Genomic DNA, 16,617 nt, shown 5'->3' on the forward strand with positions numbered 1-16,617 from the left:
CCTGGCATGCGGCCGGGCGGACTCTACCGTTGAGCGTGGCCGATCCGACCCGGGGATGCGGTCGCAGGGAGACGCCATGGTCACGAACGAACCTCCGCCCACGGAGGCGATGCTCGACGGTCGATACCTGCTGGGCGAATGCGTCGGCCACGGCGGCATGGCCCGGGTCCACCGGGCCGAGGACGTCCTCCTCGGACGCACCGTGGCGATCAAGCTGCTGCGACCCGAGATGGAGGGAGCGAGCACCTCGTCCCGCGCGCGCGGCGAGATGACCGTGCTCGCCTCGCTCAACCACCCCGCTCTCGTGACGCTCTACGACGCGCAGCTGGCGCCGGGCCGGGCCGAGTACCTCGTCATGGAGTTCGTCGAGGGCCCGACCCTCGCCGCGCGCATCGCCGAGGGGCCTCTCCCGGCCGGTGACGCGGCGGCTCTCGCGGCTGACCTCGCCGAGGCGCTCCACGTCGTGCACGACGCGGGCATCGTGCACCGCGACATCAAGCCGTCGAACGTCCTCTTGGCTCCGGTGCCGCCCCTCGGCAGCCGATCGGGCGCGAAGCTCGCCGACTTCGGGATCTCGGTTCTCGTGGATGCCGCTCGGCTCACCCAGCCGGGAACGGTCATCGGAACGGCCGCATACCTCTCCCCGGAACAGCTCACCGGGGCTCCGCCCGCTCCGCCCGCCGACATCTACGCGCTCGGCCTGGTCATGCTCGAAGCGCTGACCGGCCAGCGCGCTTTTCCGCGCGCCGAGGGATTCGGCGAAGCACTCGCACGGCTCACCGTCGCACCCGAGATTCCCGACACGCTCGACCCCGCGTGGGTCGCCCTGCTGCGCCGCATGACCGCTATGCGGCCGGAGGACCGCCCCAGCGCGGCCGAGGTCTTCGCGGCGGCATCCGATCTGGCCCGCGCACCCGCGACGCCGGCGCGTCCCGTCGTCCCTGCCGCGGTCGCGGCGGCTACGGTCCCGGCGACGGCTGTCACGGCTGGGACCAGCCCGACGCGGATCCTTCCCGACGCTGCAGCCGATCCGGCCCCGTCAGCGCGTCGTCGCCCCTCGCGAGCGCGGCTCGGCCTCATCGGCGGGCTCGCCGCAGCCGCTCTCGCGGCGGCCGCGATCACGGGCCTCGGGCTCGCGGGCGCGGCGCCCGAGACCCCGCCGACCACTCCCGCCGACACCGAGGAGTCTCCCGTCCCGGAGCCGGCGCCCACCGACGAGACCGAGCCCGCCACCGTCGTGACCGATCAATCGGACCAGTCCGGTGAGCAGCCCGCCGCGCCGGTGGAGGACACCACCGGCCCAGGACCGGGGTCGGAGGCAGACCGGAAGGCCGCCGAGGAAGCGGCGAAGAAGGCCGAGCAGGAGGCGAAGAAGGCCGAGCAGGAGGCGAAGAAGGACGCCGACGAGCAGAAGAAGGCCGAGGAGCGGGAGAGCAAGCGCGATCAGGACAAGCCCGGCCGCGGCTGACGCGGCGTCAGGGCGTGCATCCCCGCACGGCATCGCCCGCTCCGCCGTTCGCGCGCACGAGCTGCACCTCGATGCAGGTCCGGCCCGACGGGTCGGCCGGCACGGTGACGGTCTCGTCCTCGACGCGCTGCGGTGCGCTCGCGCCGTCGAGCGTGACCGGGTACCAGAGGTACGAGTCGCCCTCGGCGGGGTTCGGGTTGGTCCACGTGAACGTGACGTCGGCACCCGCCGCAGCACCCGCGAGGTCGCCCACACGCGGCACGAAACCGGCGAGCGGGTCCTGCGGGGCGCTGGAGGGCGACTCGCTCGCCTGCGGCTCGGCAGGGGCGGACGGCTGGAGCATGCTCGCCACCACGACGAGGGCGACGACCAGCGCCGCGGCGACGCCGCCGAGGGCGATCCACAGCCAGGAGCGCGAGCGCCCCGGTGCGACATCCTCGGCCGTCCCGGCGGGGGTTCCCTCCCCCGGCGCGGCGGCGACGGCGTCCGGGCTCGTCACGCTCGCGGCCGCCGCGGACGCCGTCGCCCCGCGCTGCACCGTGTGATCGGCGGCCGGCTCGACCGTGCGGGGACGGCGGACGGTGGCATCCTGCCCGGCACGCGCAGAGGGGCGCAGCACGGTCTCGTCGGGGGCCGCCGGCGCGAAGGGCGATCCCGAGGCGGCCGGGGCGAACGGCGACGTCGCGGCCGTCCCGTCCTTGCGTCGCGTGGACCCGGCGGGAGGCGCCGTCGTCGGCTCGATGCTCACGATGCCGCGAACGCGAGTCAGCTCGCCGTCGGCATCCTCTTCTTCCTCGGCGTCGGGGGAATCGTCGAGGATGTCGATCGGCGTCACCGAATGGGCGAGCTCGATCTGAACGCGCTGCAGCGCACGGGCGAACGCCACCGCGCTGTCGAAGCGCGCCGCGGGACTCTTCGCCATCGCACGAGCGAGCGCCTGCTGCAGCGACGGCGGCACGTCGGCGCGGTCGAGCGGTTCGAGCGGTGCGGTCTCGATGCGCTGGATGAGATCGGCGGCGCCGTTGCGTCCGCCGGGCTGCTCGAAGGGCGAACGGCCCGCCAGCAGCGTGTAGATCGTGGCGCCGAGTGCGTAGACGTCCGAGCGCACGCCCGAGTCCGTGCCCTCGCCGAACGCCTCGGGCGGCGACCAGGGGATCGACATACCCGCGGTCTCATCGGCGCTGTCGGTCGTCGTCGCGATGCCGAAGTCGGTCAGCGCGGGGCGGTTGTACTCCGTCACGAGGATGTTGGCCGGCTTGATGTCGCGATGCAGGATGCCGGCACGGTGCGCCGTCTCGACCGCCGCCGCGACCTGGATGCCCACGCGCAGCGCCTCGGCCACCGAGAACGCCGCGGTGCGGTAGCGCACCTGCAGGTTCGGCCGCGGGCAGTTCTCCATCACGAGATACGGCCGCTGGTCGTCGGCGAGACCGGCCTGGTAGATCGTCACGATCGCGGGATGCGTCGACAGCATCGCCATGACGTTCGCCTCGGCGGTGAACTGCTCGACCGAGCCGCCCGCCATCCGCTCCGGCAGCAGCACCTTCACCGCGACCTTGCGCCGAGGCAGGTGCTGCTCGTACAGGTAGACGTCGGCGAAGCCGCCCGAACCGAGCAGCTCGAGGTAGGTGAACCCGGGCAGCTCGGGCGGCGGCGCCGGGGGCCGCTTCGCGCTCACGGCAGGTCCTCGAAGGCGATCGTGACGCCGTCACCGATGTCGAGCACGTCACCCGAGACGACCATCGTCGGCTCGTTCGGATGCAGCCGCACCGGGTCATTGCCGCCGCGCAGCAGCACTGAGCCGTTCGTCGTGTCGAGGTCGACCACGAGAACGTGCTCGCCCTCCGCCCGGATCTCCACGTGATTGCGCGAGATGTCCTGCTCGGGGCTCTCGACGGCGACGAGCGTGGGGAGCATGTCGCCCGTGGATCGCGACGACCGCGGGCGCCGTCCGACGATGACGGTGTTGTCGAGCTCGACGACCTGCCCGTCCGAGACACGGATGCGGCCCCGCGCGAGGCGACGAGCCGGGACGATCTCGGTCGACTCGTAGACCGCCGGCTCGCCCCGTCGCGCGCCGCGGATGTCGGCGACGGCGACGGTCTCGCCGTCGTGGTCGCCGGCCGGGCCGGCGGGAGAGGACACGACGGTGGCGTCGTCGGCGGGAAGGGGCGCGTCGGCCGCGTCGGGCTGCTCGGAGGGCAGCGTCGGCCGGACCACCGTCTCTCCCCAGATCATCGCGTGCTCGTCGGCGGCGGCCGTGTCGCCGAGCGGGACGAACGTCTGCGCCCCGGGCGACTCGTCGAACGGGATGTCATCGTCCACCGGCCCTGCCTCGGCCTCTGGCTCGGGCTCGGGCTCGGCGACGATAGGCGGCTCGGGCTGCGGCTCGGCGGCGGATGCCGGCGCAGCGACCGGTACCGGCGCGGACACCGGAGGCGACGCGGGCGCGGGGGGCTCTGCCGCGGGCGGCGCCGGCGCACGTGGGGGCGCGGTCGGCGCTGCGACGAAGGGGCTCGCGGAGCGGACGCCCGGCCGGGCATCCGTCAGGTCGACGGTGACGGAGTCTGCCGCGACGACGCCCTCGACGAAGGGCAGCGACGCGGCCTCGTCGGCCGCCTCGGCGAAGAGAGCCGACGCGCGCCGGACACCCGGGATGTGACGTTCGACCCACGTCGAGACTCCCTGGCCCGAGACGGACAGCGGCCCGGACTCGGTCTCGACGACGAGCTCGACCGGCCCGCGCACCGCGACGCGGAGCCCGTCGCCCTCGACGATGGCCAGGATGAAGTCGGGGATAGCCGCCAGCGAGGTGCCGAACGCGCCGGTGAGGGCCTCGATGACGGCGCCGATGCCACGTTCCGCGAGTCGGCGCCACACGGCCTCGACCGTCGGGATCGACACGTTCGCGGGCAGGGCGACGGCCGCCGCGGGCGCGAGTGCGACGCGCCAGTGCTCCGCGCCCGTCGCCGGAACGTAGCGGACCTCGACCATCAGGCTCTCCCCCCTGCGGCCGCTGCGCGCGGCCGGGTGTCTATGTCTGCGTCATCCGGCTGAGCGGACGGCACGGTGTCGTACACATCGTCACCGCCGTCGCCCAGCGCGTCGATGACGATGACCGTGACGTTGTCGCGACCACCGTGCAGCAACGCTTCGTGGACCAGTCGCTGCGCGGCATCCTGCGGTTCCGTCTCCTCGTCGAGGATACGGGCGATCCGCTCGTCGTCCAGCTCGGTCGACAGACCGTCCGAACAGACGAGGATGCGGTCGCCGCTCTCCGCGGGCAGCATCCAGAAATCCGCCTGCCCGACGCTGCCGGCCCCGAGCGCTCGGGTGATCTCGTTGCGCCGTGCGTGGCGCGCGGCGGTTTCGGCGTCCATCTGCCCCGAGTCGACCAGTTCCTGGACGACGGAGTGGTCGACGCTGATCTGCTCGAGGCGGCCGCGCGCCCACCGGTACGTGCGCGAGTCGCCGATGTTCAGCGTCAGCCAGTAGCCGGCGTCTCCGACACGGGTCAGCACGACCCCGGTCAAGGTCGTCCCGGCCGCGCGCTGGCCGGTGGCGAGGGCGTCGATGTTCGCCCGCGCCCGCTCGATGGCCGCCCGCACGTCCTGGTTCGTCACCACGGCGACGCCCACCAGAGGCTCGAACTCGGCCACCGCAGCCGCGCTCGCGCGCGCACCGGCCTCGTGCCCGCCCATGCCGTCGGCGACGACGAAGACGGGCGCTGCCGCGAGGTAGGAGTCCTCGTTCGCGCGCCCCCGCAGCCCGGCGTGCGTCGCGGCACCGTGTCCGACCCGTACCGACATGGGAGTCACCGCACGACCTGGACGACGAGCCACCGATCACCGAGGTCGAGCCGGTCACCGCTGCGGAGCACCGTCTGCGTGCCCGGCACCACGGGAACGCCGTCGCGTCCGCGGGTGACGACCACCCCGTTCGTCGACGCGCGATCGATGACGGCGAGACCGCCGGGCTCGAGGGGAACGAGTTCGAAGTGGGTTCGCGACAACGTCAGCGTCTCGTCGCGGAGCACGATCGCATCGGCCCCGGTGCCGCGATGAGGGTCGCGGCCGAAGACCGTTCGGCCGTACACGGCGGTGCGGGTGCCGTCATCCCACGTCAGCAGCGCACGCGCGCCGCTCCGGATGTCGGGAACCCCCGCGAGCGGCTCGGTGTCGAAGATCATCGCGCTCATGCGCTGCCTCCCCGGGCGCGCCGCGTCCGGCCCCGCAGCAACGACCGCAGGCTGAGGCGAGCGCGCAGCCGGCGCCACACCGACACGCGACCGCTCATGCCGACGACGATCGCGTCGACCTCGCGCCAGAAGGCGTCGACGTCTTCGGCGGAGGGCTCGCCCGGTCCGAACACGCGCGCATCGGCCGACGTCGCGAGGGCGGTCACGTCGGGCTGGTCCATGGTGGCGGCGACGACCCGTGCGCTCTCGGTGCGCGTCGCACCCGAGGCGACCGGCGCATTGAGGTCGACCGCACGGTCGATCAGCTCGTCCCAGCCGCCGGAGATGCGGTCGGCGGGCTTGTCGGCGTTTCGCCGCTTCGTGCGCCGGGCGGTCTTGACGGCGCCCATGATCACGAACGGCGCGAAGATGATCGCCAGGACGCCGATGCCGATGCCGACCGGGGCGAGGATCGCGCCGATCCAGTCGAAGCCGGGGTCGTCCTCCTCCTCCTGGTCACGATCGTTGGCGATCGCGGGCGGCAGCTCGGCCGGCTCCTGGGCGGGAGGCGGCGGCTGCAGCACCTGCGGCTTGGGGTTGGCCCGCGGAGTCGTCGTCTGCTCGTTCGGCTCGTTGTCCTCGTCGGGCGTCGGGTCGAAGGGGATCCACCCGTACCCCTCGAACGCGACCTCGACCCACGCGTGAACGTTGTCGCCGGTCGCGGTGAACTCCCCGGCGGTGTCGCCCTCGTCGGGGTGCCACCCCATGACGACGCGCGCCGGAATGCCCAGCTGAGCCGACAGCAGGGCCATCGCGACGGCGTACTGCTCGTCGTCGCCGATGATCTCATCGCCGCCGAAGAAGCTGGTGATGCGCGCTGCGCCGTGACCGGAGGGCGAGTACGGGTCGTCTTCGAGCCCGTGACTGAAGTAGCCGTCGGTCGAGAGCCAGTCCGTCAGCGCGCGGACCTGCTTGATCGGCGTATCCGCGTCGCCGACGGCATCCGTGGCGATCTGCGACAGCCCGTCGGGGATGCCCTCCTGCTTCGGCATCTTCACGGGCGCGAACGCGACGTCGGCGAGCGCCTCGTCCGTCGGCAGCACGGGGAACACCGTGTCGACCGTGTAGGTCGTGCCCGGAGCGAGCCCCGCGGTGACGGCCGCCGTCCCCGTGGCGTCGTTGTAGTGGGCGGTGCGGCGCAGTTCGTCGGCGCGTTCGCCCTCGAACTCGATCGACCGCACGGCACCGGCGTCGGGCAGCCACACGCCGCGCAGCTCGTCGATCTCGAACTGCAGCTGACCGGGCACGCCCTCGGCGTCGGGCGACATGTTCGAGCGGAGCGGCGTGAACGAGCTCGACGATCCGGCGCCCTCGTCCGAGACGTTGAAGACGATGCCGTTGTAAGCGTCCATCGTCGCCAGGCGGATACGGCCGTCGTCGGGGAGACCCTGCACCGTGAACAGCGGCGTGTCCGCGTCATCGCGCACGAGACCGCGGAAGCCCTGCAGCGGGCTCGGGTACTGCTTGACGTCGAAGGGCGGGATGACGATGTCGCGCAGCACGTACCGCGTCGACGGCGGACTCGCCACGGCGGCGGTCGCGACGCCGGCACCCACGGCGACGGCGACGACGGCGGTTCCCGAGATCAGGCGACGCAGGCGCGTGTGCCGGAGGGTCGCGGCATCCGAGGTCGCCGTCGGCTCGATGCGGACGGCGGCGTTGTCGGGGTCCCACGCCTGCCGCAGCGCGAGCCACACCGAGGCGACCACGGCGAAGACGACGCCCTGGAGGACCGGGACGGCGGGTTCGGTCATCCCGAGCAGGATCTGCGCGACCAGGAACGCGGTCACGGGGATCAGGGCCCACGCCGCCTGGCGCAGGCGCAGCGCGAGAGAGGCCGTGAGGACGGTCGCGACGAGAGTGAGCAGGAACGGAACGATCAGGTGCCCGTCGTACGGCGCCACGGGAGCCACCGTCGTGAGCAGGCGCTTCCACGACTGCACCGAGCCGAGGGCGAGCTGCGTCCACGTATCGAGGGTCGGGATGACGCCGAACAGCGCGGTGTGCGGCAGCGCGAGAGCCCCGCCGAAGATGAAGTAGGCCGCGACGGTCAGGCCCGCCGTGGGCAGCACGCCCCAGCGGCGTCGCGCACACAGCCACGCGATGCCGACGCCGATGACCAGCGCGCCGAATCCCGCGACGAGGTACGCGCCCCCGTCGAACGTCGGCCCGAAGCCGACGATCGCCACGGACAGCAGCAGCGCGACGGCGACGAGGTCGAGCACGAGTCGGCGGCGGACGGGCGACATCACGAGAGCACCTTCCGCATCGCGGGCGCGAGCTGGTCGAGCGCGCTGATGGAGATGACATCGGCGTCGCCGACGCGACGCAGCAGCGGCACGTCGGCCGAGCGGTCGGCGACGACGGCGAGAACCCGGACGCCCTGGGGCAGTCGCGAGCAGGCGAGCTTGAGCTCGGCGGGGTCGGCACCCGAGCCGCAGAAGAGGACGACGATGGCGATGCCGTGGGAGTTCATCGCGATCGTCCCGGCGAGGGCCACGATGCCCCCGTCGCGCTGACGCGAATGCTCGAGAGCCGACAGGTTGTCGAGCAGGCGACGGGGCCCCTCCGTGCGAAGCGGACCGCGCTGCGTGCGCGCCTCGAGCATGCGGGAATCGCGCAGCGCGCGCAGTCCGATCGAGCCGGCCGCGGAGATCGCGAGCTCGAACTCGTCGGGGTCGGCGTAGTCGCCCGCGTACGTCGAGAGGCCCAGCACGAAGTGCGACCGGCGCGTCTCTTCGTACTGACGCATCATCAGATTGCCGACGCGTGCGGTGGACTTCCAGTGCACGTGACGCAGGTCGTCACCGGGCTGGTACTCGCGCAAGGCGTGGAACGACACGTCGTCGGGAGCCAGCTGCGTCGAGGGCAGCCCTTCGAGGTCGCGCAGGCGCCCGAGCGAGAGCCCCTCGAGGGGGACGGTGCGCGGGTGCACGTAGAGGTCGACGGCTTGGCGGCGGTCGCTGCTGCGCTCGAAGAGTCCGAGCGGGTCGCCGCGGAGCACGCTGACCGGGCCGACCGCGAGCACCCCGCGGGCGGTGGTGGGGATCGCGAACAGCTCTTCGTGGGCGGCCTGGGGCGCGAGCCGCGGCACGTCGAACTCGCCGCGCCCCGACCCGACGGGCAGGACGACCCGCGACGGCAGGATCGAGCGCGACGTGCCGTTGACGAGGGTCAGTCCACCGATCGCGCGCTCGCCCACGACCACGTGGGTGCGCGTGAGATCGAGGTCGACGTCGTACGCCGTGCCGCCGAAGAGGAACGGCACGCTGATGACGACGATGGCGGTGAGGATGACGGCGGCGATGACCATCTCCTGCCAGCCGAAGCTGAGTGCGACGACCCACAGCAGCACGGTCGCGAACAGCAGCACCCAGCCCAGCGGGCGGACGGTTCGGGTGACCAGACGGATACCGCGCCGCGCGACCGCCCACCACGACTCGAGACGCTCCAGCCAGAGGACCAGCCGCGACGGCGTCTCCGCGTTGACGGGGGCGGCGTCGGCCGACAGGGTCGTCGTGCCCACCCGCAGGGTCGCGTCGGCGTCTCGGGTCGTGTCGCCGACGGTGCGGGAGTCCGCGGCGCCACCCGACGTGAGGTCGGCCGCGCTCTCACCGCTGCCAGCGCCTCGGCCCCGGCGCGGTCGGCGCGTCGGGGTCGAGGCGGCAGGGGGTGTGGCCATCAAGCGTCCGCCCGCGCGAGGGGGGCCTCGACGTCGGCGAGGGCGTTGTTCATGACGGTCTCGGCGGTCGTGCCGGTGAACTCCGCCTCGGGGTCGAGCACGAGACGGTGGGCCCACACCGGCAGCGCGAGCAGCTTGATGTCGTCGGGCACGACGTAGTGGCGCCCCTGCGCGGCCGCGTACACCTTGGCGATACGGATCATCGCGATGGCGCCGCGCACCGAGACGCCGAGGCGCGTCGCCGACGCTTCGCGCGTGGCCTCGACGATCTGCGCGGCGTACCGTGCGACGACCGGGTCGATGTGGACGGTCGCGGCGAGGTCGGCCATCTCGCCCACTGCGCGCGTGGTGATGACAGGCTTGAGGCTGGCCGACGGGTTGCGGTCGACGGCGCCGACGAGGATGCGCTCCGAGACCGCCAGGGTCGGGTAGCCGATCGACGTCTTGATCATGAAGCGGTCGAGCTGGGCCTCCGGCAGCTTGTACGTACCCGCCTGCTCGATCGGGTTCTGCGTCGCGATGACGAGGAACGGGCGCCCGACCTCGTGCGCGACGCCGTCGACGGTCACCCGCGACTCCTCCATCACCTCGAGCAGCGCCGACTGCGTCTTCGGCGAGGCACGGTTGATCTCGTCGGCCAGGACGATCGAGGCGAAGACGGGTCCGCGGTGGAACTCGAAGCGCTTGTTCGCCTGGTCGTAGATCGTCACACCGGTGACGTCGGAGGGCAGCAGGTCGGGCGTGAACTGGATGCGCGTCGAGGTGCCCTGCACACTCGCCGCGATCGCCTTGGCCAGACTCGTCTTGCCCGTACCCGGTGCATCCTCCAGCAGCACGTGCCCCTCGGCGATCATCGCCGACAGCACGAGGGCGACGACCTCGCGCTTGCCGAGGAGGGCGGCGTCGACGTTGTCGATCAGGCGCGCGAAGGTGTCGCGGAACCACGCTGCCTGCTCGGGTGTCATGCTCATTCGTTCGTTCTCGTTCCTCGTGATGAGTGGATGCCGGGGGCGGATGCGGGCGCTACCAGCGCGTCGTACTGGTTCGACCCCAACCGATGATCTCGGCGGAGATGTCGCGGCCGTCGGCGCCGATCCAGCAGTCGAGCTGGATCGAGCCGTCGGCCGGTACGTCGTACGACGACGGGTAGGTGTTGAACTTCCGGTTGCCGTCGTAGCAGTCGATGCGGTAGTTGCCCGCGGGGAAGTCCTGCGTGTTCACCTTCAGGTGGAAGCAGCCGTTGACGCAGCCGCCGACCGGTGAGCCCTTCTCGACCGACGCGCGTGGCTGCGGCGGGGGCGGCGGGTTGGGTGTCGTCACGCTCGCCGAGGCCTCGCGTGCCTCGCTGCCGGCGGCGCTCACGCGCACCCGGATGGTCTGCGTGCTGCTGTAGCCGACGTCGCCCTGCTGGCGCGACCCGCTCGCGTCGACACGCTGCCAGCCGCCGCCGTTCACGCTGATCTCCGTCGTGATGTCGCGTCCGTTGCGTGCGGGCGACGACCACGACAGCGTGACGCGGTTGCCGTCGCGGCTGGCGTTCGCCGACGGGTTGCCGATCTGGCCGTAGGGTGCGACCTGGTTGGAGGCCGCCGAGGGCTCGCCCTCGTACCGCGATCCGTCGGCGGTGGCCACGGCGCGAACGCGCACGGTGTAGGTGCCGTTGTTGTTGACCTGACCGTTGCCGATCGCGCCCGATCCGCCGTTGCCGCCGCCGATCCAGTCGTTGCGCCAGCCGCCGTTGTTGACGGAGTACTGGTAGCTGACCTCACCCGGGTTCGCGCCGTTGAGCGGCCCGGCCGTCCACGACACGGTGACGCGGTTGTCGCCTTCGCTCGCGCTGATTCCGGTCGGGGCACCGGGAGGTGTGAAGGCGCGTCGAGGTGCGGATGCCGCACTCCACTCGCCCCAGCCCGCCTTGTTCTGGGCGCGGACGACGAACGTGTAGTCGGTCGTCGAGGTGTCGACGGTCACGGCCTGGCTCGTCTGGCCGGCGGGCACGCTGATCGTGTCGACGGTGGCGCCGCCGCGGCGGACTTGCAGCTGGTACCCCGCGATCGCGTCGCCGTTGTTCGCCGGCTGGTTCCAGCTCACCTGCATCTGCGAGCGGTTGCCCACCGGGTTGAGGCGCTGCGTCGACGGTGCGCCGGGAGCATCCGGCTTGCCTGCGGGCACCATCGCCTGCGACCAGACACTCCAGCTCGACGGCTCGGGCGCGCGGTTGTGGGCGCGGACCCGCACCTGGTACTGCACACCGTTCTGGAGGCCGTCCCACGTGATGCGGGTTCCGGTCACGCCGGTCTTCTCGGCGACACCGGAGGGCGGTGCCGGCGAGATCTGCAGGCTGTAGCTCTCGACGGGCGAGCCCTCCGTGCGAGGGACCGTCCACGACACGTCCAGACTGCGATCGCCGAAGGCGAGGCTCGGCGGGTTCGGGGTGTCGGGCCTCTGGTCGGGACGCGCGGTCTCGGACGGCAGCGACGGGTCGGACTCGCCGACGCGGTTGGTCGCGGTGACGACGAAGTTGTACTCGACGTTGTTCGTCAGTCCGTCGAGCGTGCACGTCGTCGAACGGCATTCGCGGGTGTACGAGCCGGCGGTCGAGCGGACGGTGTAGCCCGTGATCGAGGTGCCGTTGTCGACGGGCGGCGACCACGACATCACGACCGTGCGGCTCTCGACGCTCGTCACTGTCGGCTTGCCGGGAGCATCCGGACGACCCTGCACCGTGATGCGGATCTGGCCCTCGACCTCGCGGTCGGGGTCGCCGGTCGCATCCTGAATCCGGTAGCGCACGACGAGGGTTCCCACGAAGTCGGCGCGGCTGGTGACCTCGACGCGGTCGCCGGCGACGGTCGCCGAGGCTCCCGAGGTCTCGGTGAACGCGCCGACCACTTTCAGCGGCGTGCCGGGGAAGGGGTTCACGTCGTTGTCGAGCACGGCAACCGAGATGGTCTCGCCCTGGTCGGCCTGCTCGATGACGTCGGCGTTCGCCGTAGCGAGGGGGCGCGTCGAGGCGGTCACAGTGACCGTGATCGTCGCCGTCACCGGGTCGGACTCGCCGTCGGTGACGCTCACCTGCACGGGGAGCGACGTCCCCTTGGCGACGTCGGTGCTCGCCTCGACCGACAGCACGGACCCGTCGACGCGCGCCGTGAGCCCGTCGGGCGCACTGCCGACGACCGCGAATCGCAGCTTCTCGGCGTCGCCCGGATCGGGGTCGGTCGCCAGCGCGGCGAGATCGAGGGTCCGGGCGTCCTCGCCCTGCGCGACCTCCATCTGCGCGCCGATCATGCTCGGCGGCCGGTTGTCGGGAGGCGTGACGGTGATGGGGATCATCAGGGTCGCCTTGCGGCCCTCGGGATCGTCGGGCCCCGAGCCGTCGGTGACCTCGAAGGTCAGGGCGTCCTGACCGAAGTAGTCGGCGGCGGAGGTGTACTGGAGAGTCCGCTCGTCCTTGACGAGGGATGCACCGTTCGAATGGGCCGCCGTGACCTTCTCGGCCTCGGTGATGACGACGTCGCGCCCGCCCGAGGCGCGCACGTACTCCGACAGCGGCAGGTCGACGGTCTCACCGCTCTGGACGACGAGCGCCTCGGTCGAGATCAGGCTCGGCGGAAGCTCGGCGAGCGAGGGCACGTGGATGAAGGCGGCCGCGGTGAGCTCGTCCTCGTCGGTGATGAAGTAGGTGATGAGCTGGCGCTCGTCGGTCAGCGGCACCGACACCGTGCCGTTCGGGCGCACGGTGGCGTTCTCGCCGCCGGCGCCGAGCGTCACGCGCAAGGCGCTGCGCGTGCCGTCGGGGTCGTCGTCGTTGTCGAGCACCGCGACCTCGGCCACGCCGTTCTCGTCGACGTCCTCGGCGCGCACGCGGTCGTCGCGGGCGATGGGGCGCTGCAGCGGCACGTCGGGGTCGACGGTGATCTGCACGGGGGCCGTCGCGGTCAGCCCGCGAGCGTCCTCGATCGTGTACTGGATGCTGGTGTTCATCGGCGCGTCGGGCGCGGTGATGACGATCTGCTCGCCCGACACCTCGGCCGAGAGACCGTCGACGTCCGGCACCTCGAGAGCGTCGGCGGCGAAGCCGAACTGGTCGCCGTCGGGATCGGAGTCGTTCTCGAGGACCGAGACCGCCACCTGACGCCCGGGCCGCATGATCACGGCATCCTTCACGGCGTACGGCGCCTGGTTGGTCGTCTCGGGAGGGGCGATGCCGACCTGGATGCGGGCGGTCCCCTCCTTGCCGAGGCGGTCACGCACTCGGTAGGTGAACGAGTCCGAGCCGGCGCTCGTGTCGAACGCCTCGTAGACGAACGTATTGGAGCCGGTCTCGACGATGCGGCCCTTGCTGGGCGAGCTCGCGATGCCGAGCAATTCGACCGAGTCGCCGTCCTCGTCGATGCCGTCGAGCGGCACCGGGATCGTGACCTCCGATCCGCTGAGCGTGCGTGCGGTGAGGTCGCGGGGACGCGGGGCGGCGTTCGCGTCATCCTGCCGCGGCAGGATCTGGATCGTCACGTACGCGCCGGCACGCTGACCCGAGCTGTCGACCGCTTCGTACGTGGCGTTGACGGTCTTGGGCTCGTCGCCGGCGCGGAACCGGAGCTTGTCCTCCGAGACAAACACCTGGCCGTCGGCCTCGTCGACGAGCGGCGGCACGAGCTCGGGAGACACGTGCAGAGTGTCGCCGTTGGGGTGGGTGTCGTTGGCGAGCACGTCGATCGTGACGACGTCGCCGACACGAACGACCGCCGTGTCGTTGTTCGCGACCGGTGGCCGCAGCCGGTCGGGCGCGGGGATCGGGATGACGACGATCTCACCCGTGGCGGACTGATCGCCGTTGGAGATCGTGTACGACACCCGGGTCTGCTCGCTGAGCGAGCCCTGATCGGTGATGCGGACGGTCTCGTGGCCGAGCACCGCTGCCGTGACGCCGCCGTCGGGGTCGGCCGTCACCGACTGGACGACGAGGATGCCGCCGGCCGGGTCGGTGTCGTTGCCGAGGACGTTGACGAGCACGTCGCCGCCGGTCGGCAGCAGCGCGACGTCTCGCACGGCGACGGGCGGGAGATTGGTGTCCGCCGCCGGCAGAACATCGACCCGCACGAGCCCGGGGACGCTGTTCGGGCCTGCCGACACGAGGTAGTCGACGTAGTAGGTGTTCACGGCGTCGGAGGTGAAGGTGAAGGTCTGCTCGGCGAAGTCGGGCTGGATCGTCGCACCCTCGACCTCGTCGACGCGCGTCAGACGCAGCGGCTCGCGGCCGGCGCTTGTGTCGTTCGAGAGAGGCGAAACGGTGACGGACTGGCCGACCCGGGTCACGACGTGGTCGGCGTTGGTCACGGGGACCGTCGTCCCGGGAGGACGGACGTCGATCCGGAGCACCCCGGCGCCGTCGTCCGTTCCGTCGGAGACGATGATGGGCACGTCCTTGCGGCCCTGCACCGCGCCGATCGCACGATAGGTGATCTGACCGTCGGACGTGAAGTCGGCCTCGTCGCCGCCGTCGGGCTGGACCGACTTCAGGAAGATGTCGTCGCCGTCCGGGTCGATCCACTCGCTCAGGACGTTGTACGACGTGGTGCCGCCGGCTTCGACGGTCACCGGCGTGACGCGCTGCTGGACGGGCGGGGAGTTCTCGTTGTCACCGCGCACCGAGAGCCGCACCGTCGCGGATGCCTCGCCGCCGCGGCCGTCGTCGGCGGTGTAGGTGAACGACGTCGAGCCCGAGGCGTCGTCGGGCACGGCGATCTGGAGGGCGCCGCCGTTCTGGATCTGCGAGATCTCACCGAACGCGGGATCGCTCGTGGCCTCGGCGACGAGCACGTCGCCGTCGGCATCGGTGTCGTTGAAGAGGACGGGGAGAACGGTCGTGCGACCGGGGCGCACACCGAACGAGTCGTCGACGGCGATCGGCGGCGTGTTCTCGTCGGTGCGCTCGGGCAGGGCGGTCTCGACCGTCTCCTCGGTCGTCTCCTGCTCCTCGTCACCGGTGCCTTCGGGCGGGGTGATGTCGGTCCAGTTGTCGACGCGCTGCATGTTCTCGCTCGCCAGCCAGGCCGCGCCGCCGAACACGTCGTTGAGCACGACGACATCGCGGTTCACGCGGAACTCCAGTTTCGCGGCGGGATCGATGCCCTCGATCTCCTGCACCACATCGTCGGCGTCGTTCGCGCAGTCGCGCACGAACACTCCCGATCCCGACCACGCCCCGTAGGCGCAGCCGCCGACGTACACGGGATCGGCGGGGGTGCCCTCGGCGCCGGCCTCGATCGTCGTCGTCTGTCCGCCGGGCTGCACGCGCAACAGCGCGCTGCGCGTGCTGACGGTGAGGGTCTCGGCGGAGTTGGACGGACGCTGCAGCAGCGCATCGGCGGGAAGGTCGGTCTGCGATCCGTCGCCGCCATAGAGCACGTTCGTCTCCCGGTCGAGGACGAACGGGGTCTGCCCGAGCGACGTGATCGCGAGTTCGTGATCCTCGGCGATGCCCTCGAGGCTCCGCTCGGCGGTCTGCGCGACAGTGCCGTCGCCGATCGGCGCGTACGCGTAGAGCGAGGCGCCCGCCGCGGACGCCGCGTAGATCGTGCCATCGGTGCCGACGGTCGCCGTGGCGTTCTCACCGAGCTCGGCGATCGGCTCGTTGCCCTCGAAGCTGAAGCCGTTCACACCCGCGAACTGCACGGTGCGCAGGTCTCCGGCCGCGTCGAGCACCGAGACGGTGTCGGAGCCGAGGGCGATCTGCGCTCCCGGCTGCACCTCGGCGGTGCCCGACAGCACGACCTTCGCGGGATCCACGGCCGACATCGCCGACCCGTCGGCGTCGACCACGACGACTCGGGGGCCCGACTGGAGCACGTCGTACTCGGCGGAGGTCGTGCGCAGGCTGCCGTCGAGCACGCGGGACTCATTGTTGTAGTGCCCCACGAGCAGGCTCGACTGCTTGGTCACCCACACGCCGCCGTCGTGGAGGTCGACCTCGGTCGTGGGCTCGCCCTCGTACGCGACGGCGAGGGTTCCGATCGTCAGCGCCGCGACGGTGACGATACCGGCGGAGAGGAACGTCCGCGGGCGTGCGCGCAGCCACGAGGTCGACGTCATTGGGCTCGGCTCCCCCCTGGGCGACGGTGATGGGCCCGGCGTCCGGGCTCGCACTGGTTGAACTGCGGAACCACCCTATGTCAGGAGGGATGCGGGATTTGTCGGTTGACATGGGGAGTTCTCCCCATGTCGACC

Annotated in this window: 9 protein-coding genes; 1 reads left to right on the forward strand and 8 read right to left on the reverse strand. The window is 71.8% G+C overall.

Annotated elements, in window-relative coordinates:
- The first annotated feature begins 76 nt into the window (after window positions 1-76).
- Complete coding sequence (locus CBF90_RS00310) at window positions 77-1,468, forward strand: serine/threonine-protein kinase (RefSeq protein ID WP_023952991.1); 1,392 nt, start codon at window positions 77-79, stop codon at window positions 1,466-1,468.
- Window positions 1,469-1,475: 7 nt separating this feature from the next.
- Here CBF90_RS00310 and CBF90_RS00315 read toward each other — a convergent pair whose 3' ends face one another.
- Genes CBF90_RS00315 through CBF90_RS00350 form a run of 8 tightly spaced genes read right to left on the reverse strand, consistent with a single transcriptional unit; the run spans window position 1,476 to window position 16,482 of the window.
- Window positions 1,476-3,146: a serine/threonine-protein kinase gene (locus tag CBF90_RS00315; RefSeq protein ID WP_088379622.1), complete on the reverse strand. Its 1,671-nt coding sequence runs from the start codon at window positions 3,144-3,146 to the stop codon at window positions 1,476-1,478.
- Complete coding sequence (locus CBF90_RS00320; protein ID WP_088379623.1) at window positions 3,143-4,462, reverse strand: FHA domain-containing protein; 1,320 nt, start codon at window positions 4,460-4,462, stop codon at window positions 3,143-3,145. The genes CBF90_RS00315 and CBF90_RS00320 overlap by 4 nt, the downstream gene beginning before the upstream one ends.
- Window positions 4,462-5,277, reverse strand: coding sequence for a PP2C family serine/threonine-protein phosphatase (locus CBF90_RS00325; protein ID WP_023952994.1), 816 nt, complete (start codon window positions 5,275-5,277; stop codon window positions 4,462-4,464). Before CBF90_RS00325 ends, CBF90_RS00320 begins: the two co-directional genes overlap by 1 nt.
- Before the next feature lie 5 nt (window positions 5,278-5,282).
- Entirely contained in the window at window positions 5,283-5,666 is a 384-nt protein-coding gene (locus tag CBF90_RS00330) for an FHA domain-containing protein (protein ID WP_064955128.1), read from the reverse strand.
- Complete coding sequence (locus tag CBF90_RS00335; protein WP_088379624.1) at window positions 5,663-7,954, reverse strand: transglutaminase-like domain-containing protein; 2,292 nt, start codon at window positions 7,952-7,954, stop codon at window positions 5,663-5,665. The genes CBF90_RS00330 and CBF90_RS00335 overlap by 4 nt, the downstream gene beginning before the upstream one ends.
- On the reverse strand, window positions 7,954-9,387 hold the full coding sequence (locus tag CBF90_RS00340; protein ID WP_023953000.1) for a DUF58 domain-containing protein: 1,434 nt from the start codon (window positions 9,385-9,387) through the stop codon (window positions 7,954-7,956). The genes CBF90_RS00335 and CBF90_RS00340 overlap by 1 nt, the downstream gene beginning before the upstream one ends.
- Window positions 9,387-10,358, reverse strand: a complete 972-nt coding sequence (locus tag CBF90_RS00345; RefSeq protein WP_023953002.1) for a MoxR family ATPase — start codon at window positions 10,356-10,358, stop codon at window positions 9,387-9,389. Before CBF90_RS00345 ends, CBF90_RS00340 begins: the two co-directional genes overlap by 1 nt.
- Window positions 10,359-10,410: 52 nt before the next feature.
- Window positions 10,411-16,482, reverse strand: coding sequence for an Ig-like domain-containing protein (locus CBF90_RS00350; RefSeq protein ID WP_088379625.1), 6,072 nt, complete (start codon window positions 16,480-16,482; stop codon window positions 10,411-10,413).
- Window positions 16,483-16,617 lie beyond the last annotated feature (135 nt).

Origin of the sequence: Microbacterium sp. AISO3 (genome assembly GCF_002204305.1) — a bacterium.
Lineage (GTDB): Bacteria > Actinomycetota > Actinomycetes > Actinomycetales > Microbacteriaceae > Microbacterium > Microbacterium arborescens.

Bases quoted from the DNA above. Each gene is read 5' to 3' on its own strand.
- CBF90_RS00320 (WP_088379623.1), bottom strand. From the start codon at position 4,462: ATGGTCGAGGTCCGCTACGTTCCGGCGACGGGCGCGGAGCACTGGCGC.
- CBF90_RS00330 (WP_064955128.1), bottom strand. From the start codon at position 5,666: ATGAGCGCGATGATCTTCGACACCGAGCCGCTCGCGGGGGTTCCCGAC.
- CBF90_RS00325 (WP_023952994.1), bottom strand. From the start codon at position 5,277: ATGTCGGTACGGGTCGGACACGGTGCCGCGACGCACGCCGGGCTGCGG.
- CBF90_RS00335 (WP_088379624.1), bottom strand. From the start codon at position 7,954: ATGTCGCCCGTCCGCCGCCGACTCGTGCTCGACCTCGTCGCCGTCGCG.
- CBF90_RS00350 (WP_088379625.1), bottom strand. From the start codon at position 16,482: ATGACGTCGACCTCGTGGCTGCGCGCACGCCCGCGGACGTTCCTCTCC.
- CBF90_RS00345 (WP_023953002.1), bottom strand. From the start codon at position 10,358: ATGAGCATGACACCCGAGCAGGCAGCGTGGTTCCGCGACACCTTCGCG.
- CBF90_RS00310 (WP_023952991.1), top strand. From the start codon at position 77: ATGGTCACGAACGAACCTCCGCCCACGGAGGCGATGCTCGACGGTCGA.
- CBF90_RS00340 (WP_023953000.1), bottom strand. From the start codon at position 9,387: ATGGCCACACCCCCTGCCGCCTCGACCCCGACGCGCCGACCGCGCCGG.